The organism is Dulcicalothrix desertica PCC 7102, assembly GCF_003991905.1.
GTDB lineage: Bacteria > Cyanobacteriota > Cyanobacteriia > Cyanobacteriales > Nostocaceae > Dulcicalothrix > Dulcicalothrix desertica.
On sequence record NZ_RSCL01000024.1, the window covers coordinates 53,582 to 73,356 of the forward strand.

13 protein-coding genes are annotated in these 19,775 nt (G+C 39.2%); 10 read left to right on the forward strand and 3 right to left on the reverse strand.

Annotated features, from left to right (window positions below; translation table 11 throughout):
* Positions 1 to 45: 45 nt before the first annotated feature.
* Together DSM106972_RS38145 and DSM106972_RS38150 are read right to left on the reverse strand one after the other, a co-directional pair.
* Entirely contained in the window at positions 46 to 1,434 is a 1,389-nt protein-coding gene (locus DSM106972_RS38145; RefSeq protein WP_127085572.1) for a sensor histidine kinase, read from the reverse strand.
* 20 nt (positions 1,435 to 1,454) lie between these two features.
* Positions 1,455 to 7,094, reverse strand: a complete 5,640-nt coding sequence (locus DSM106972_RS38150) for a translocation/assembly module TamB domain-containing protein (RefSeq protein ID WP_127085573.1) — start codon at positions 7,092 to 7,094, stop codon at positions 1,455 to 1,457.
* A gap of 482 nt (positions 7,095 to 7,576) precedes the next feature.
* Between DSM106972_RS38150 and DSM106972_RS38155 the strand changes: the two genes are divergently transcribed.
* Both DSM106972_RS38155 and murQ read left to right on the forward strand, forming a co-directional pair.
* On the forward strand, positions 7,577 to 7,984 hold the full coding sequence (locus DSM106972_RS38155) for a DUF3110 domain-containing protein (protein ID WP_127085574.1): 408 nt from the start codon (positions 7,577 to 7,579) through the stop codon (positions 7,982 to 7,984).
* 63 nt (positions 7,985 to 8,047) lie between these two features.
* Complete coding sequence (gene murQ, locus DSM106972_RS38160) at positions 8,048 to 8,965, forward strand: N-acetylmuramic acid 6-phosphate etherase (protein WP_127085575.1); 918 nt, start codon at positions 8,048 to 8,050, stop codon at positions 8,963 to 8,965.
* 88 nt (positions 8,966 to 9,053) lie between these two features.
* Here the strand turns inward: murQ and DSM106972_RS38165 are convergent, their stop codons facing one another.
* Positions 9,054 to 9,656, reverse strand: coding sequence for a hypothetical protein (locus DSM106972_RS38165; RefSeq protein WP_127085576.1), 603 nt, complete (start codon positions 9,654 to 9,656; stop codon positions 9,054 to 9,056).
* Positions 9,657 to 10,393: 737 nt separating this feature from the next.
* Between DSM106972_RS38165 and DSM106972_RS38170 the strand changes: the two genes are divergently transcribed.
* The 8 genes from DSM106972_RS38170 (at position 10,394) to DSM106972_RS38205 (ending at position 19,742) form a co-directional block, all read left to right on the forward strand.
* Positions 10,394 to 10,855, forward strand: a complete 462-nt coding sequence (locus tag DSM106972_RS38170; protein ID WP_127085577.1) for a hydrocarbon-binding protein — start codon at positions 10,394 to 10,396, stop codon at positions 10,853 to 10,855.
* A 69-nt stretch (positions 10,856 to 10,924) separates the two neighbouring features.
* Entirely contained in the window at positions 10,925 to 11,296 is a 372-nt protein-coding gene (locus DSM106972_RS38175) for a roadblock/LC7 domain-containing protein (protein ID WP_127085578.1), read from the forward strand.
* A gap of 115 nt (positions 11,297 to 11,411) precedes the next feature.
* On the forward strand, positions 11,412 to 11,966 hold the full coding sequence (locus tag DSM106972_RS38180) for a GTP-binding protein (RefSeq protein ID WP_127085579.1): 555 nt from the start codon (positions 11,412 to 11,414) through the stop codon (positions 11,964 to 11,966).
* An 84-nt stretch (positions 11,967 to 12,050) separates the two neighbouring features.
* Entirely contained in the window at positions 12,051 to 13,034 is a 984-nt protein-coding gene (locus DSM106972_RS38185) for a DUF4388 domain-containing protein (RefSeq protein WP_127085580.1), read from the forward strand.
* A gap of 193 nt (positions 13,035 to 13,227) precedes the next feature.
* Positions 13,228 to 14,424, forward strand: coding sequence for a response regulator (locus DSM106972_RS38190; RefSeq protein WP_127085581.1), 1,197 nt, complete (start codon positions 13,228 to 13,230; stop codon positions 14,422 to 14,424).
* Positions 14,425 to 14,748: 324 nt separating this feature from the next.
* The gene (locus tag DSM106972_RS38195; RefSeq protein ID WP_127085582.1) at positions 14,749 to 15,114 is read left to right on the forward strand and encodes a response regulator transcription factor; all 366 of its coding nucleotides are present in this window, start codon (positions 14,749 to 14,751) and stop codon (positions 15,112 to 15,114) included.
* Between the two features lie 88 nt (positions 15,115 to 15,202).
* Positions 15,203 to 15,688 carry a chemotaxis protein CheW gene (locus DSM106972_RS38200; RefSeq protein ID WP_127085583.1) on the forward strand — a complete coding sequence of 162 codons (486 nt, stop codon included), beginning with the start codon at positions 15,203 to 15,205 and terminating at the stop codon, positions 15,686 to 15,688.
* Positions 15,689 to 15,710: 22 nt separating this feature from the next.
* Positions 15,711 to 19,742, forward strand: a complete 4,032-nt coding sequence (locus tag DSM106972_RS38205) for a GAF domain-containing protein (protein ID WP_127085584.1) — start codon at positions 15,711 to 15,713, stop codon at positions 19,740 to 19,742.
* The last annotated feature ends 33 nt before the right edge of the window (positions 19,743 to 19,775 follow it).

Consider the following 19,775-nt stretch of genomic DNA (forward strand, 5'->3'; position numbering starts at 1 on the left):
AAAATTTTGTTTGTATTACTATATACTAATGAAGAAACCGGGTTTCTAGATGGGTAAACAAACGATAAAACGTGTTTCTCCAGGTTTTGAGGTAAAGGTGATGCTACCACGATGACGGTTTTCGATAACACGTCTTATCATTTCTAATCCTAAACCAGAACCTTTACCTATAGATTTTGTGGTAAAAAATGGCTCGAATATACGTGATTGTATTTCTTGGGGGATGCCTGTACCTGAGTCGCTTATTTCGATTTTAATTTTTTCATTAGTGCATTTTGTTGTGATTTCTATTACACCTTTGTCAGTAATTGCATCTATGGCATTTTCAATTAAATTTGTCCATACTTGGTTGAGTTCGCTGCCGTAAGCCATGATTTTTGGAACTTCACAGTTATAGTTACGGCGAATTTGAATGCCATGTTTTAGTTTATGGGCATATAACCGCAGGGTGTCTTCTAATCCTTCGTGTATATTTACTAGTTGGACGGCGCCTTCGTCCATATGGGAGTATGATTTCATAACTTGCACTAGTTCAGAAATACGCTCGGCGCCTTTGATGCCACTATTAATCATTGACATTACATCGAATGATAGCGCTAACCAACGTATTCCCATATCTCGAAGTTCGCTTGGGTGCTGGCGCCATCTAGAGATTAATTTATTTAGTGTACTAATTTCAACTCCACTTGCTGCTAGTGGTTCGGCAAGTTTCCACGGTTGCTCAACTCCGTAGTCTTCGAGCCATTCGAGAAGTTCTTCTTCACGTTCAGCTATTGTATTAATATCAATGCGCGAGTTCAGAATTGCATCATAACCATCATCACGCGCTGAGAGCCATTCTTGAGTATGTTCTTCATCTATTTGGTTTTGCCCTGCTACCATATTCATGCGCTGTAGCTCTAATAATGCAGGAGTCACATTTTGTAGTGTGCGTACTACTGCTGCTGCTGGGTTGTTGAGTTCGTGTGCTAACCCCGCAGATAATGTACCTAGTGCTGCCATTTTTTCACGCTGACGAATAAATGATGTTAACCCTTCGAGGCGCCGTTGCACAACTCGAAAAACAGTGCGCTCAAAATCACGACATTCATGGAGTAATTCTAAAAAATCTTCTGGTGAGAGTAAATGTAAACGACATGGAGTTAAAGCGCGCAGTGTTACAGGTACAACTTCATCGGTAAGTACTTGGACTTCTCCGAAAAACTGTGGCGCCTCGTGTTGTCCTATAGGCATTTCTACTCCCTCGCTGCGGCGAGTTATGCTTATAACACCACTTGATAATATACAAAACCCTCGTCCGACATCTCCTTCGCTAACTAAAATTTCGCCTGCTTCTAGTTCCAAAAGAGATGCGCGCTCACACACCCAGTCAAGACGATGTTGAGGTAGGTGTTGAAATAATTCCAGCTTTAAGAGGTCATTTATACACAGCACAGTTAGTTAAAGTTTTATTTTTAGAATCTACGTTCAAATTCTAATACTGCGCGGTTGTCGTTGAATAAATTTGTGGAGGTGCGGAAGCGGATTTCTCTGTTGATACGGTAGTTTAAACCCCATTGAACTGGGTCATTAGTTGTTAATATTTTGAGTGCGGATGCTGAAACTTTTGGCGAAATGTCTACACCTGCTTCTGCGGCAAGTTCTAAGCTTGTGTAGTTTTTACCAGCTTCTGGGTCTTGGGTAATAATAGTTGGGAATAAGCGAAACTCACTCAAACCAAATGCTGTACCAATTTCGCTAAACGCACTTTGAAAGTTATTAAGTACAGCAGAACCTGCAATATTAATTAATCCTAATGTACTATCGCTACCTCGACCTTGAGTTTCTACAAACCCACCTCCAAGCAATGCGACAAGTTCGTTTTGACCACGTGTTGGTGAACTAGTAAGCTCAAGATTTTCGTTTAGCTGACTTGCAAGTCCTTGAATTTTAGCTTCTACACGGATGCTTTCTAATGCAGCTAGTCCAGTAATGTTACGGCTAAAATCGCTACTTTGAACGACATCGAGTACTTTTGCAAATAGTTGAATATCTAGTTCGGGGTCACGCGGTTGGGTTGTTTTAAAAGTTGCTGTATGCTCATATCCACGTGCTAAATTAAAGCGAGTGGTAAATAAATTAACTCCTCCATCCTTGAGTTTAATAACTCCTTGTGGCACTGGATCGTTGATTGTGCCTGTGACGTTAAGGTCGCCAGTTGCGATAAAATCAAGAATAGGCGCCCGTGTAATTCTAACGTTGTTACCAAGTTTGATTTGTAAGTTATTAAAACGTGTAACGGTTTCCGAAGTTTCTGCTGGCTCAGGTGTTTGAGATTTGAGCAGTGTGGTTAATTCTTCTAATGTATCGTTTTGCTGCGGGTTTAGGTTCGTTGACTCAGCAAGTAGCACTTTACCGTTTTTAAGTTCGATATTACCACCAATTAATGGGTTGAGAGCAGAGCCAGTTAGCTGTAAACCTCCACTAACGTTACCTTGATATAAGCTTTTTAAATTTAACGCGATACGATCAAGGGTAAGTGTTAAAGGATTACTGATTTGAAGTGTTGTGTCAGATATCGGAATTTCACCAATTGCTTTAACGCTACCTCGGCTAAATGTTCCTTGTAAATTATCAACGATGATACGGTCGAAATCAAATTTTATTTGACCTGCTACATCAGTAATATTACCAGGTATTGTTGGTGAGCTAAATGTAGCTTTATTAAGGTTTGCATTTCCATTTAGAATAAGCTCCTTACCATCACCTTGTACTTTTAAATTAACTTCTCCTTGCCCATCTTCATATTTGACTTGGTTGGTTAACAAGTTTATCACCGCTAACCCTTTATTTTTAACTTTGACATCAAGGTCAATTTTATTATTTTCTGGTGGGAGAACTGCAGTTGGAAATTGGTAGGGAATGCCACCTCTAATAGTAACAGGGTCTGCGTTGTCTACATTAACTTCGCTATTAAAATTTAAACGTCCGTTACTATAGCTAAAACTTGCATTTGCTGACTGAACGCCTTTAGAATTTAAGGCGCCTTCGCTAACTGAAAAATCTCCTTTAGCTTGTGGGTTAAAAATATTACCAGCAATGGCTGCTCGTCCGCTCAGATTTCCTGTTAACCCTACAGGCAGCTTAACGAAGTTATTCAGAAATTTTACAGGAAAATTTGTTACCTGCAATTGTCCTGATTGTTCTTTACCGCCAATACTACCCACAAAAGCGAGGAGACGATTTTTTGACTCGACTCGCAGCGGTTGCAGTCGTAATATTCCATCATCAAAACTGCCTTGAGCAATTATTTGCTGGGCGCCAAAATAACGGTCTTCGTCATCCGGGCGCCCCCAAGCAAAGTCGTGACCATTAATTTTAAAGTCTGCCTTTATGCCATTACTAGAAGCAGTATCTAATGTAACTTCGCCATTGAAAGTTCCTACTAAATCTGCTAATTCGGGCAAAGGTGAAGATGCACGTTTATCAGATTGTTGTTTATCGAGTAATCCTTGAATTTCGGAGAAACGTTTTATTTGAGTAAGTGCTGGTTGGTTTTGCACTCCCACAGCACTTGTACCACTCAGATTTGCTGCATTGCCATATGATGGTTCTGTTAAACCACGTTGGAAATCTTGCACTTCAAAGATTTGTAATGTTGTTAAAACGTCTTGAATGTTACCTTGAGCAACTGCCACTTTACCTTGAATTTTTGGAATTGGAGTACTCGGTACCACAGTACCAGCAAAGCTATAAGTACTATTATTTTTCTTAAAGATACTATTTTCAAGCGTTAAGGCGCCGTTATTATAAGCAAAATTTGCACTTAAACTATTACCTCTAATAGTTCCAACTTGAGGATTAGCAACTGCGATACTTCCATTTCCTGTTAAAGTGTTTGGATTAACTAGAAAATCTCCATTCAATGTCCCAGTAACACTACCTTTACCAATTAATCCATTTGCAGGGGGAGAAATATTTAAAGCTAAAAGTGGAAAATTATTAACTTTGACATCTAAATTATCACCCCTAGCAATTCCTGCTGCTGTCGCTTGTTTCCAACGTATATTAAATTCTTTAGGACGGTTATTAGCATCTAAATTTAAAGCAATGCGGTCTTGTGTTCCAACTACGTCTAATTTTAAACCGCTGCCACGCTCGCTTACTAAACTACCCGTTAAAGTATCAAAAGCAAATTTATTTACATTCAAATCACGCAATGCTACTTGCCCGTTTAAATTTGGTGCAGGCAGGCGCCCGGTAATTTTACCATTAAAATCAGCTAAACCAGCTAACGCAATTGCATTTGGTAACTTCGCTGGTAAATTTAAAAGGTTATAATTTTTAGCGATGACATCCAAATTTAAATCAGTAATTTCTGGGGTATTTGGATTTTTGGCATTAACCATAACATACCCAGTTGCCGTCACATCTCGTGAGGTCGCACGTTGAACAGTCAGCTTTGTACCATTCCAACCAATATCTGCTGCCAAAGGTTGCTCAATACCTGCTAACCCTTGAGAAAGCCCAACTTTACCAACTGCTGCTATATTCGCAAGACTGATATTATTAACTGCACCCGCAACTTGTAAATTACCAACAAGTAGTCCCTCTAGCTGTGGGTTAATACGCTTTAGTTGTACAGCAGATGCATTGACAGCAGCTTGATAGCGACCTTTATCTAGTCGAATATTCGACGCAGTTACGTCACCACCTGCGTATTTAACTTTTCCTGTACCACTAAGTTGAATATCCTCTAGTTTGAAAGAGTCAACCGTACCCGCAACGTCAAATAAACCATCTAAACCAGACTCAACTAAAGTTGGTACTTTTGCATAACGCTGCAAACGGACATTATTAGCTTCAACTTTTGCAGTATAACGCCCTTTATCAAGTACAATATTACTTGCATTGAAAGAACCACCGTCTACATTTAAACGTCCGGTACCTTTTGCTTGTATAGCAGGTAGTTGGAACGAGTCAACGGTTCCTGCAACTTGAAGGTTACCTGTAACTCTTCCCTGAATTATATTTGGTACTTGTGCTAACTCCTGAACATTAGAGTCATTAATTTGCAGTTGTGCTTGATAGGCGCCATCAGCTAGTTGAATATTATTAACACCTACCGTACCTCCTCCAACGTTCAAAACCGCATTGCCTGTACCTTGAATTGTTTTCAGGGTAATATTATCGCGATTACCAGCGATTTGAAACGTACCAGCTAAAGGATTTTGTAAAACAGGCGCCGATTGTTTGAGAACGCGCGATAATCTAACGTTATTGGCGACAAACTGAGCGGCAAAGTTTTGGTCATCAAACTTAACGTTTTTAATCGCAACTCTTCCACCACCGAGTTCAATACCAGCATTTTCTGATTGGACATTGGCAATTTTAAACGGCGCCGTTGAGCCTGAAGCTAATAACCTACCGTTAAATTTTACACCTTCTATATTAACGTTCTCTAACTGTTCCTTATTTACAAAGCGTTCAACAGGGATACCCGAAGTATCAGCGGTAACTTGCCACTGCTGATTTGCCCACCTTCCCGCAGCTTGAACTTTACCACCTGCGACATTTAAATTAACATTACGAAATGTAAAGGAACGGTCGGAATAAACTGTAGTTTCTCCAGTACCCGGATATGTACCATTAGGAGACTGCCATTGTACTACTGTTTGAACATTACCAGGCGCCCCGCTTAGTTGTGCAGTCGCGGCAACAGCACCAATTTGAAAGTCAGGATTAATATTATATATCTGAGCAATTGCATCTCCGGGTACATTTTTAGCAGTAACGTTAAAATTGACTTGGGGGTTTTGACCGATTGTTACTACACCTGTACCCGTCAAAACACCACCGAGAGTAGCTTTACCTTGAATATCCTTAAAAGTGATTTGTTGTAAACGCGGTAAAAATTCAAACTTGGCGCCGACGTTATCAAAGTCAACTTTATCTATTTTGGCGGTTTTGGTTGTATTGCCTTGACCAGAAAGTACTGGACTATCAATTTCTCCTGTCACCAGTAAATCTGCATTCAACGAAGCAACAACAGGAACAGGTAGTTTTAATTTTAGAGTTTCTTGAACATTGGCAGCACTGACTTCGTTTATACGGGCGCCTAAATTATAACCAGTTTTTCTGTCAATAGTTCCATTTGCCAACAGCGGTACTTTTCCGTAGGACGCAATAACATTTTCTAACTTGACTTCTGTTTTATCAAAACTAAGTGACCCACGCGCATTTACAAAAGGTCGTGGCAAGCGTGCGACAGCAGCTTTAACCCCCTCTACAGTCGCATTGCCATGCAATAAAGTGGGCTGTTGTGGTTGTGCTTCAATATCTAAGTCAGCTTTTTTTACTTTTCCTGACTGTAAATCTATTGGCAGCTTAACCAAAGTTGTAACATCTTCTGCCAGTAAATCTTCGACCTGTAGGTTTAATTTATGTTGTATTGTTCGAGGACGTGTTTCGCCACGAACGAATATACTACCCCCATTAACAGCTTTACCACCTACTTCATATTTAACGAGTTGGTTATTTTCTAATAAGTCGGCAACACCGTTAAGGTCAGCTAATGAGAGTTGCTTTTTTGTATGTGATGGCGCCAGTACTAAATTACCGTTACGAAAGCGTATTTTATCAAGGTCAGTCTTAAAGGGGGCGTTTTTACCAGGAGGCTGAATTTTTGTAGTTATCCAACGTCCTTGGTCGTCTTGTTCAATATAGAGAATAGGATTAACAAGGGTTACATCAAATTTAAGGCGCCGCGTTAAAAGCAGTTGTAGCAGGTCAAAAGTAACATCGACAGATTCAACAGTTCCGTTGTCCGGGTCATTGGGTGTAGCAGGAATTCTGGAGGCGCCAAATTTAACTGTGCCAAACGAAAAACCTTGAACGGCGCCTAACTTGACGGGACGGTTGAGTGCGGTAGTAACGCTTTGTGAAGCTATAGGCGTTAAATCTTCCTTAACAAATTTCCACAACCGCCACGACCCAAACCCCGCAAGTCCAAGCAGCGAAATACCAGCAGCGATACCACTGCGGGTTAACAAAATGAACCAGAACCGTTGAGCTTTTACAGGCTTAGATTTGCAATCGCGATTGGGATTAGTCATATGAGTTTACTATTTAATCGCCTTTTTACTGCCGGAACACAAACTGCATCAAAAAAAACATGCTCAAGAGCCTGCTATACCCATGTTATGAGAGAATAATGCCATCTACCAGAATACAGACCTATTTGGGATTTTGGGAGAACTTACATTACTTGTCTGTAAAATTAAATAAAGATTTATTACGACCTACAGGTTAGCATAAAGTCCAGTTTCAGTTTGGTAGTGTAAGATTGTGCTGTAATTGAGTGAACCTTCAGTACCGAACCTTAAGAAACCAGGTTTCTTCATTGATATATTGTAATAACAACAAGGATTTTGCGTAGAAACCTGGTTTCTATCTACATCCAGTATGCGCCATAAAATATTATCGTCGGGAAAAATACAAAAAAAGTGGTAATTGTTTCACAGAGCTATAAGCGTTTAGGCTCTTTAAACTTTAATATTGATGAGGTGAATTTAGAAAGGACTGGTGACTACAGAAAATGCGTGTCTTCGTGTTACTTTTTAATGCTCGGACTGATGACGAAGGTATCCACACGATTCGAGTTGGCGACCGTAACAAGGTGCTAATGTTTGAGTCAAGCGACGATGCCGAACGTTTTGCGATGCTGCTTGAGGCTCAGGATTTTCCTGTACCCACCGTTGAGCCTATTGATTCTCAAGAAGTGGAAGGATTTTGCTCTGAGATGGATTACGACTATGAAATTGTGCCTTTAAATGGCGCTTTAGCAATTCCTCCTGAGCTAAATGTGGAAGAAACCGACTGGGACCCCAATGCAGATAACTCAAGTAAAAATACTGATGCTTCCAATCAACAACAATCTAATGCAACTGATATTGCCGATAGCGAACTAGATAGCATTAGGCGCCGACTGGAAGGATTGATTTGAATGTAAAAGGGAAGTGTGTATTTCTCACTTCCCGACCCATACCAAACTATTAGTGATAAATACATGACAAATTTTTTACAAGAACGTGGGCATCTTTTGACGGAGCAAGTCAACCCCAACAGCTTAAACTTAGACCAGCTAAGTTCGCTTGAGTTAGTAGAGTTATTTAATGTAGAAGACCAACGCGCAATTGACGCAGTTGCAGCAGCCAAACACGAACTAGCAGAAGCAATTGACTGTATTGCAGCAGGTTTAAGTTTAGGTGGGCGCCTATTTTACATTGGTGCAGGAACTTCAGGAAGGTTAGGAGTATTAGACGCAGCAGAATGTCCACCAACTTTTTGTACACCTCCTGAACTCGTACAAGGGATAATAGCAGGTGGGAATGATGCCTTAGTTCGTAGTTCCGAAGATTTAGAAGACCGTGCAGAAGATGGAGAAGCTGCAATGGTCGAACGTAATGTAAGTAAAAACGACGCAGTAGTTGGTATCACCGCAGGTGGCACAACACCGTATGTTCACGGAGCATTGAAAGCAGCAAAAACGCGCGGCGCCACAACAATATTTATAGCCTGTGTACCAGCAGAACAAGTAAAAGCAGACGTTGACATCGATATTCGCTTATTAACTGGGCCCGAAATACTAGCAGGGTCAACTCGTTTAAAAGCAGGCACAGTCACAAAACTAGCCTTAAACATCCTGTCAACAGGTACAATGGTACGTTTAGGTAAAGTTTACGGCAACCGCATGGTCGATGTCGCAGTCACAAACAACAAACTGCGTGACCGTGCATTACGCATACTTCAAGACCTTACAGGTTTAGGTCGCGACGCTGCAAACTCACTCCTTGAAAATAGCGGCAAATGGGTAAAATTAGCGCTATTAATGCATTCAACTAACTTAGATAAACAAGCTGCAGAACAACTATTATCAAAACATCAAGGTAATCTTAGAGCAGCGATAGAAAATTGCAACTCCTGATGAACGGATGTAACGGATAAGATATTTGTAGGTTGGGTTACGCGAAGCGCGCAACCCAACATAAACACCACACTATTTTCCAAATCATCTAACTGTTTTGCACAATCTCCGATAAAATACCAAGTAATCGTTCTACTGGTTCGAGCGAAATTTCTACTTTATCTATGTATAAAGTTTGATTTTCTAGTCGCATAAACCTCCATAAACTGCCAGTAGTAACACAACCGTAAATACTGTTTATCGATTGATTATTTGTTGCGTTATATATTTGTGCTGCAACCATTTCGGCGCCGCACTGCCCTAAACCACTGTTAATGTCCTGGTTTTTTGCTTCGACTAAAGTCATTACTGGAGCGGCAATAAAAAATTGTTCACTGCTTTTACTAATTAAAAAATCAGGATTGCCATTTAAGCCACGTTCTGGCTCAACTGAAAATTCCTTTCCAGAAAAAACAGATATTTGAGAATTTATGTTACGTTTTAGTTCTAATAAAATTGGGAAAATGATTAATTCTCCACGTGCTTTTTCTGTGTCAATAGCTGTTGCCAAAGGGACGTTATATTCTAATAATGCTTGTAGTAAATCACTTGGATTTACTGGTTGTATATTAGGAAATAATCGAACATTTTCTACTAAGGTTAAATTAAATTCACTAATAAGATTTTTTAGAGTAAATTTGTTATAAGGCATGTTAATCAATAAATTATTGCCTTTATTATTTTATCACTTTGAGATTTCAAGTACGTGAAGCATTCAAAGTATACAGCATAAATATAGATTCTACCCTATGGGAAAACTCCGTTTACGCCACGCTCGGAATGATAATTTATACACTCAACGTTTATATGTTGAAAGTTTATGTTTTAACTATAGCAAAGGAGATGCAGGTAATATTATCTAGCTTTTCAGCTATATGCAGATGTTCAGCTATTATTATTTTTATAATTACACTAAGTACTGGATTATACGTAATTTGTTGCGTTATTTTAAGCTTTGGTGCTTGGATAGCAGTGGTTACACTTAGTTTAGCGCTGTTTGTTCTGTGGGGCGCCATTTGGGTAAGTAATGGAGTTTTAGTTTATTTTCAAACTGCAAGGAATTTTTAAAAATTAAATTAACTATTTTGTGGAGCGGGTGTTTTTACCCGTCTTTAGATATCTAACTGAATATTGGAACGGGCAAGGATGCCCATTCCACAAGAGTTACACAAGAAAATATTCTAAATTTTTTATTTGGTGGTTGTTAAATAAATGTAACTTATAATTACAATAATACATTAAGTTTTGTAAATATAGAAGATACACGGATTTAAATTATTTTTAGCGCAAAATAAATTACATATAATACGTAGAAACTCTGTTGGCGTTATAACTACACGCGAGCATAATCAGAATTACACGTTCAGGGTAAAATTACTATTAGGGATTATGCAACGCCAAGAATTAGGAGATTTCTTTAGTGTCATTTGTTTCAAAGCAGCAATTAGTGGCATGGAAGAAGCATTGGGAGAGAAAGCAACAGCAATCGCATTAACTACCGCAGGTCGTGCGCGTGGTAAACAGTTAGCAGCCGACTTGGAACTAGTAGGTAAGGGGTTACCGTTAGATGTACTCGCTTCAAAACTTGCATATGCGTTAGGTAAAGACGGTACTAGACTTTGCATTGTCGAAAAAATTGTCTCTGAGGGCGATACTATCAAAGCTTATACATCAGAGACTTTATGTTCATCTGGTGAAGCAATTGGTTCATCACGCAGATGCACTTTTACATTAGGCGCCGTTTGGGGAGCATTGGAAGCTGTGTTAGGTAAGCGTTTCCAAGGTAAGCACATTGAATCAGTACTTCAAGGTAGAAGTCATGATGTATTTGAATTCACAGTTTTAGGGTAAGTCGTGCGTGTGACATGAATGGGGATATATAAAAAATTCATACATTTAAATTAATAAGGACATCTATAAATGCCTATCAATGTAAAAAAAATTGAAAGTATCTTACAAAACTTTGTAAGCGGTACAAGTGACATTCAGGGTGCAACGCTCGTATCTCCAGATGGTTTATCGCTAGCTTCTGTTTTACCTAGTGGAATGGACGACGAACGGGTATCGGCGATGTCTGCGTCAATGCTATCACTCGGTGAACGAATTGGTAGTGAGCTTGCAAGAGGTACTGTTGACCGTATTTATGTAGAAGGTAATAAAGGTTTTGGAATTTTAACGAGCTGTGGAGAAGATGCAGTGCTTCTGGTTTTAGCAACTGAATCAGCCAAGCAAGGGATGCTGATGCTCGAAATTAAGCGTTTAGTTTCAGAACTCAAATTAGTACTTATGTAGTAAAAAGTGCTGAGTGCTGAGTGCTGAGTAGTGAATTTGTACTCAGCACTCAGAACTCAGAACTCAGCACTCATTACTCTTTTTTGTTATTTACTCATCTACCCACCTAATTACTATGGAAATAATGCGTTTGGTTGTAACTGGTCCTGTTGGCTCAGGTAAATCTACTCTTATTCGGTCGATTAGTGAAATTGATGTCGTTGATACTGACCGTACTGCTACAGATTCTACTGCTGAACTCAAAAACAAAACAACAGTCGCATTCGATTTTGGGCGCCTAACATTCGGTTCAGATATGGTGTTACATATCTATGGAACACCTGGTCAAGAACGATTTGACTTTATTTGGGATATGTTAATTCGCAAGGCACATGCTTATATTTTGCTTGTGAGCGCAAATCGTCCTAATGAATTTAGATATGCGCGTCGTGTTGCTACGCATATGAACCAACTTGCACAAATACCTATGATTGTTGGTTTGACTCATACCGATTGTCCCGGCGCCTGGTCTCTTGAAAATATTGCTATTGCTCTTGGTTATGTTGACGACGCAACTCGTCCTCCTATTGTTTTCCTAAATCCTAATCATGCTTCTTCTGTTGCCCAAGCATTAATTACTTTAGTACAACACTATATGGAATTCTCTGTTAATGATAAAGTTTCAGCATAGCTTTTCTAACGCCACAGCAAGCTATGAAACGAGACAGTGTATTCACTCTTGGAGCGTAGAGTATTAAATCACCAAAGGATAGATATGGCATTTGTCGGTTACTTATCAAAATTTTCTTTACCAGAACTTTTTCAATTTATACAAGAAGGTTATAAATCTGGACTACTCACAATTCGTACTCTCAATGCTGATAAAACAGTCACAGATAAAACTTCTTATATTTGGCTACAGCAAGGACGTATTGTTGCAGCTGCTGAAACAAACGAAAATCAGGGTTTACTTACCTTGATTACTCAGCGAGGCTGGATGTCACAAGACAAAGCATCTAAAGTATTTCAAATGTCCCCTAGCACTATGGCTATGGGTTTGTGCCTGAAATCTCAAGGTTTACTACAAGCAGAACAACTTACCTTATTGTTTCGCGCACAAATAACATCACAAGTTTGTCCATTGTTTCAACTTCGTGATGGTCAGTTTGAATTAACACCTCAAACCTCATTACCATATGCGGAAATGACGGGTATTAGTATACCAGCAACCGAAGCAACTATTATAGGATTGCGGATGCTGCGAGATTGGAGCGCTTTGCAAAACAAATTACCAGATTTAACTTCAGGTCTTACAAAAAAAATATTCGCAAAATCAGAAGTTAGATTAGAGTACTCAGAATCTCAAGTTTTAGAGTATGCAACTGGCAAAATGTCGTTACGAGATATTGCCCGTACAATTGAACTATCAAACGAGAAAGTAGTTCAAATAGCTTTTAGGCTGATTGTTACAAATTTGGTTGAAGAATGTTTAATTACTACGGCGCCTCACAAAGAAGAAACTTCTCCTTTTGCCGATTTAAATTCTACAAATGCTTTTGGTCAAAAAAGAATTCCTCAAACACAACCAACACCTTTAACTACAAAAGTTAGTTCACAGTTAAGCAATAATAATTCTCATTCTCTATCAGGAACAAATAAGTTATTAGAACCAGCCTTAGATTCTTCCCCTAAAGCGGCGGTAAGTAAATCTTTTTTGCATAACTTAGTTGGGTTCTTACAAAGTAAAGCAGCAAGTTAGCTTACATAAACCGGGTTTCTACAAGATATCTTTAAAATTAAAATCAGGATTTACACTGATTTGATTGACGTAACAAAACGTTACCATAGGGTATAAGTAATAGGTGTATCTAATTTTTTTATCGTAGCTGTCTTAAGATAGCTTCACATTAAGATTGGAAGGGTTGACTGATTGAATCGGAAGGAAATAAAAGATGATCCATCCAGAAATGATGGTGTCGAGTAACTTACTTGATGAATTTAAAACTTGTACTTTATTGCAGTATAGCGGCAAGTTAGACATCAAAACTGCTAAGGGGCATCGATGGACTTTCTACTATCGTCTAGGCAGAATTGTCTGGGCTACAGGAGGAATACATCCGTTTCGACGCTGGCGCCGCCATATGGCACAGTATTGTCCGGAGGTGGAAATCGATAAAATACAATTACGTGCGGAAGATACTCAAATAGACTATTGGGATTATCGCCTTTTAGAAATTTTGCACGAAAAGCAAAAAATTAAACGCGAACAAATCAACTCCATAGTCGAAAGTACAATTGCGGAATTGTTGTTTGACCTAGCACAACAAGCTAACTTCACACCTATCAGCAGCGATCGTAACCAGGATGTCATCTTGGAAACACCAATGAGTTTCACAAGTGCAGACATGTCGTTAAAGTTCATGCAAGACTCGTGGAAAACTTGGTCGGATGCTGGTTTGGCTAATTTTTACCCAGACCATGCTCCTATTTTACGAAGACCTGAGCAACTTGAATCTTCTGTTAGCCCAGCGGTTTACAAGAATTTTGTAACGTTTATGAACGGTAAATATACCCTCCGGGATTTATCGTTCAAAATGAAACAAACTTTAATGCCTGTGACTCGCTCATTACTTCCTTACATACTCAAGGGAATTGTCGAGCTTATAGAAGTACCTGACTTACCACTGAAAATTAGTGAAGCAAAACCAAACTCAACAGCAGCAAAAGCAGCATCTTCTAGCCCCTTGATTGCTTGTGTTGACGATAGTCCTCAAGTATGTCAAATGCTGGAACAGATTCTTATGCCCAACGGGTTTAGATTTGTTAAAATTCAAGACCCTTTACAAGCTTTACCAATTTTAATTGAACATAAGCCTGACTTAATCTTTTTAGATTTAGTTATGCCTGTAGCTAGCGGTTATGAAATTTGCGCGCAATTACGTAGAGTCTCGGTTTTTGCTCACACACCTATAATCATTCTAACTGGTAGCGATGGTCTTTTAGACAGAGTACGGGCAAAGGTCGTTGGTTCAACCGACTTTATTAGCAAACCAGTGGCAGCAGATAAAGTTATGACTGTTGTACGTAAGTATGTACACGCTGCGGCTTCTACTAACGGCGCCTTACAAGCTGCATCAACACAAAAGTAAGCTACATTTCTTTACTTTAATATATATGATTTTGCGCTTTTTATCAGCTTTTTATACGTGGTTTTACTGAGCCAATTTATGAAGCAATGCATCACAATTAGATAAAGGTAACTGCTAAGTTGACTCTTTATGGGGCGCCAATTTGTAAGTGCCAAGTACAAAGTAGTACTTCAAGATATTTTTTATACTTGTCTTGATTTGAATGCTGTTGCACGCTTGTATAAATTCATTTTTGATAAATAGCTGTGTTTATTTTACACAAAGCTAGCGATTAGTACAGTAATAAAGTTTTTGTTTCTTTTTGAAAACAACAGGTGATTGTCAATGAGTACTATTTTGGTTGTTGAAGACGGCTTAACTGATATGGAAATTATTAGCCGTTACTTGCAACAGGCAGGTTTTTCTGTAATTAGTGCTAAAAGTAGCGAGGAAGCGCAAGAAAAATTAAGTAGTAGCAAACCCGATTTAATTTTTCTTGACGTTATACTACCTGGTAAAAGTGGTTACGAAATTTGTAGAGAACTAAAGAATAACCCCACAACTAGCGAAATTCCTGTTATTTTCTGTTCAACAAAAAATACAGATGTTGATAAAATGTGGGGTACCATGCTAGGCGCCGATGCTTATATTTCTAAGCCAATTGACAAACAAGAACTAGAAGGAGCTATTAAACAACTTATTAAGCGTTAAGTAGCGATAAACTTGGTTTCTTTTATATCCTGTAGAAATCAGGTTTCTTTTTATTTAGTAAAGTAAATAATATATCGAAGGGTTAGTGGTGTTAGAAACGCAACAACAAGAAGAAAAATTTTTAACTTTTCACTTGGGTGATAAAGATACTGCTGTAATTTGTTTATCTCATATTACAGAGGTATTACAAGTATCGCCTTTAGAAATATGTGGTGTACCACAAATGCCTAGCTGTGTTGCTGGAATTTACAACTGGCGCGGTGAAATGTTATGGCTTATAGATATAGAGAATATGTTAGGTTACGAAGCATTATCTAGAAGTCATAATCTTGCCACTAAAATGATGGCAGTCGTAATTAGAAAAGATGGTAAGTATTTAGGTTTGCTGGTACGTCAATTAATGGATATAGAGTCGCTTGACGTGGATTCATTAAAACCTGCAAATATAGATTTGTTTTCACGTGATATCGCTTCTTATTTAGAAGGGTATTTTATTGATAGTAATGAGCAAATGATTATCAGTATAGACGCGAAAGCTATCATTGATTCTTCAATGTGGAATATCCATAATTAACAATTTTTAAGGTGCTTATATTATGAGTAACGTGTATCAAGAGAACGGACATTATTCGACTGAGGAAAAAACTGAAAATAATAATTTAGAAAATATGGCGCCTGTAGCTTCGAGTCAAGATGTAATGGAATTGGCTAATTCCAAAAATAATTCTAATACTGACACTCCGGAACAACAGTTTAAAGTATGGCGCCAGATGTTCGCTCGCATAGCGTCATCAATACATAAAGCAGAGGATATTAATACTCTTACTTCAACGCTTGCACAAGAAATCCGGGAAAAACTTGAAACTGACCGTGTTCTTATTTATCGCTTTACTAACGAAGATTCTGGAGTTGTAATTGCTGAATCTAGAAGCAATAAGTGGACACCTGCTCGTAATGAAACTCTACCTGCTGTTTTGTTTGGTTTGGAAACAAGCACAGAATATTTAGAACCTGTAATCATTCAAATTCAAAATAATTTAATTGAACTTAGTGCTTACCAAACACAGTTACTTGATAAATACCAAGTAAAGTCAAGTTTGAGTTTACCTATTATCCTCGAAGGCAATGTTTGGGGTTTATTAGTAGTTCACAGTTGTGGAATAGCACGCACTTGGCAAGAATCAGAAATTACTTTACTTTCACAGCTTTGTGCTGAGTGTAAGAGTAAAATAGTTAGCTTTGAATACCAAAAGCAACTTCAGCGTCAAGAAGAAGAGCATCAGTCTTTCGTCAAAGTTATCGACAAAATTCAACGTGCATCGAGTCTCGACCGAATTTTTCAAGCTACTACCCAAGAAATTCGTCAGATGTTGCAATGCGATAGAGTTGCTGTTTATCGCTTTAACCCTGACTGGAGTGGTGAGTTTGTCGCTGAATCAGTTGCTGGTGGTTGGATGCGTTTAGTTGGTAATGATATTAAAACTGTTTGGGAAGATACCCATCTCCAAGAAACTCAAGGTGGACGTTACAAACGTCATGAAAACTTGATAGCAAACGACATCCACAAGATGGGTCACTCACCTTGCCACGTTGAGATTCTTGAACAATTTGAAATCAAAGCATATGCTACAGTTCCCGTATTCGCAGGTAACAAATTATGGGGTCTATTAGCAGCTTATCAAAACTCTAATACTCGCGAATGGCAAGAGTGGGAAGTCAAATTATTAAATCAATTTGCAGCCAATTTTGGTGTTGCGGTACTGCAAGTTGAGACACTACAACAAACTCAAGAGCAGTCTAAACAATTAGCTCGCACTGCTGAACGTCAGCAAAGCTTGATTGCTTTAACTCGTAAAATCGGTGAAGCTCTTACCGCAACTGTTACTGATACATCTCTTTTTGACAGCATTCTTCAAACAACAGTCGCAGAAGTCCGTCGTTTGTTAGAAGCAGACCGTACAGTCGTTTACCGTTTTAATCCAGATTGGAGTGGTGAATTTATTGCTGAGTCAATAGCTAAAGGTTGGATTCCTTTTAAAAATAAGGAAGAAATTAACCAAGCGTTGCTAAAAGAAAACGGTCATTGCGATTCAATCCGTAATCTTGCCGATGTTTATAAAAATAAAGACACTTACTTGCAAGATACTAAAGGTGGTCGTTACCAGCAAAAAACTACTTTTGTTGTTAATGATGTTAAAGAAGCGGGTTTCCCTCCCTGCTATATGGAACTGTTAGAACAATTTGAAGCGAAAGCTTATCTTACTGTTCCCATTTTTAAAGAAAATAAGCTTTGGGCATTTTTAGCAAGCTATCAACACTCGGCGCCTCGTAAATGGGAAGCGTTTGAAGTTACGATGATGGAGCAAGTTGCTGCACTTTTAGGAGCGGCAATGCAACAAGCTGAAACATTCGAGAAATTGCAACGACAATCACAAAAAGCACAAAAACTAGCTGCGTTAGACTCTTCTGCTACCAGTATTATTGATAAAATTCGTCAGTCGCTTGATGTTGACTTTATCTTTAGCACAGTTACTAAAGAAATTCGTTCATTGCTAAATGCTGACCGGGTTGTTGTATACCAATTCAAACCTGACTGGAGTGGAGAGTTTGTTGCTGAGTCAGTTAGCGGTAACTGGGTGCGTTTGGTTGGACCAAACGGTGGACAAATTTGGGCAGATACTTATTTGCAAGAAACTCAAGGTGGACGATATCGTAACCGCGAGTATTTTGTTGCCAATGACATGTACGCAATGGGTCATGCTGACTGCCATATTCAGATATTAGAACAGTATCAAGCTCGCGCTTATGTAATTGTACCAATTTTCCAAGGAGATACTCTGTGGGGATTACTGGCAGCATATCAAAATAGTGGAACACGCGAGTGGGAAGAAACCGAAGTCAATTTATTAGTGCGTGTTAGCGACCAGTTAGGTGTAGCGCTGCAACAAGTTGAGTATTTGCAGCAGTTGCAACACAAAAATCAAGAAATTGAAAAAGCAGCAAAACGTGACCGTGATGCAGCAAATGTCATTGACAAAATTCGTCAAGCGATGGATATGCAGTCCATCTTTAATACTGCAACAAAAGAAGTACGTGCGCTTCTCAAAACCGACCGTGTAACAGTGTATCGTTTTAATCCTGATTGGAGCGGTTTATTTGTTGCCGAATCGGTTGGTGATGGTTGGGTATCGCTATTAGAGAAGCAAAATAAAATTCTTCGTCTCCAAGAGAGCATTAGCAGTTGTTATGGTATACGGACTTTGTTCGCTACTAGTGAAGCTAGTGTAGATACTTACTTAAGAGCTACAGAAGGTGGGGAATTACGTAACCGTCGAGCATATGTTAGACCAGATATTCACAATGCTGGTTTCCCGTCTTGTTACACAGAAGTATTAGACGAATACCAAGTTAAATCTTACGCGATTGTGCCAATTTTCCAAGGTTCCAAACTTTGGGGTATGTTGGCAGCATTTGAAAACTCTGGTACACGTGAGTGGGAAGAATCTGAAGTTAGTTTGCTGTCGCGTATTGGTGACCAACTAGGAATTGCACTGCAACAAACCGAGTACTTAGAGCAACTTCAATCGCAATCAACACGAGTTGCTCAAGCTGTAGAACGTGAAAAAGAAGCAAAAGAGTATCTACAAAAAGGCGCCATGCAGCTACTTTCTGCTGTGCGTCCAGCGCTAAACGGTGACTTAACAGTACGGGCGCCAATAAGCGAAGATGAGCTAGGTACAATAGCAGACGCATACAATAATACTCTACAAGCATTGCGTCAAATCGTCGTTCAAGTACAAGGAGCAGCGCAACAAGTAGCATCAACTTCGAGCCAAAGTAGTGCATCGCTATCGGGACTAACAAACTTAGCACAGCAGCAATCGAAAGAACTAAACGAAGCTTTGGGCGAAATTCAACAAATGGTAGATTCGACGCAAGCAGTTGTAGGTAACGCTGAGTTAGTACAATTAGCAGTACAACAAGCTAACCAAACTGTAGAATCTGGCGATGAAGCCATGAACCTGACAGTAGAAGCGATTCAAGGAATCCGCGAGACTGTTTCTCAAACGAGTAAAAAAATTAAGCGTCTCTCAGAATCTTCGCAGAAAATTTCCAAAGTTGTAAACCTAATTAGTAACTTCGCGACTCAAACTAACGTACTTGCGCTTAACGCGGCAATTGAAGCAACCCGCGCAGGAGAATACGGTAAAGGGTTTGCGGTAGTTGCAGACGAAGTACGCTCACTCTCGCGTCAGTCAGCAGCAGCAACTATTGAAATTGAGAAACTCGTCCAAGAAATTCAAGAAGAAACAGGCGAAGTTGCTGTAGCAATGGAAACTGGTATTCAACAGGTAGTAGAAGGTACAAACCTAGTTAACCAAACCCGGTTGAGCTTGAATGCAATTGTGGTAGCAACTGCCGAAATTAGTCAGCTATTACAACAAATTACCGACGCGACACAAGGGCAAATGTTGCAATCCGTATCGGTAACAGCTTCGATGAAAGACGTAGCAAAAATTGCTAACAAAACTTCCGCCGAAGCAAGCAATATTACTACCGTCTTCAACCAACTCTCAGATATGGCACAAGAGTTGCTGTCCAGCGCTAGCAAATTCAAAGTAAACTAAGTTAGGAGTTAGGAGTTATGAGTTAGGAGTTAT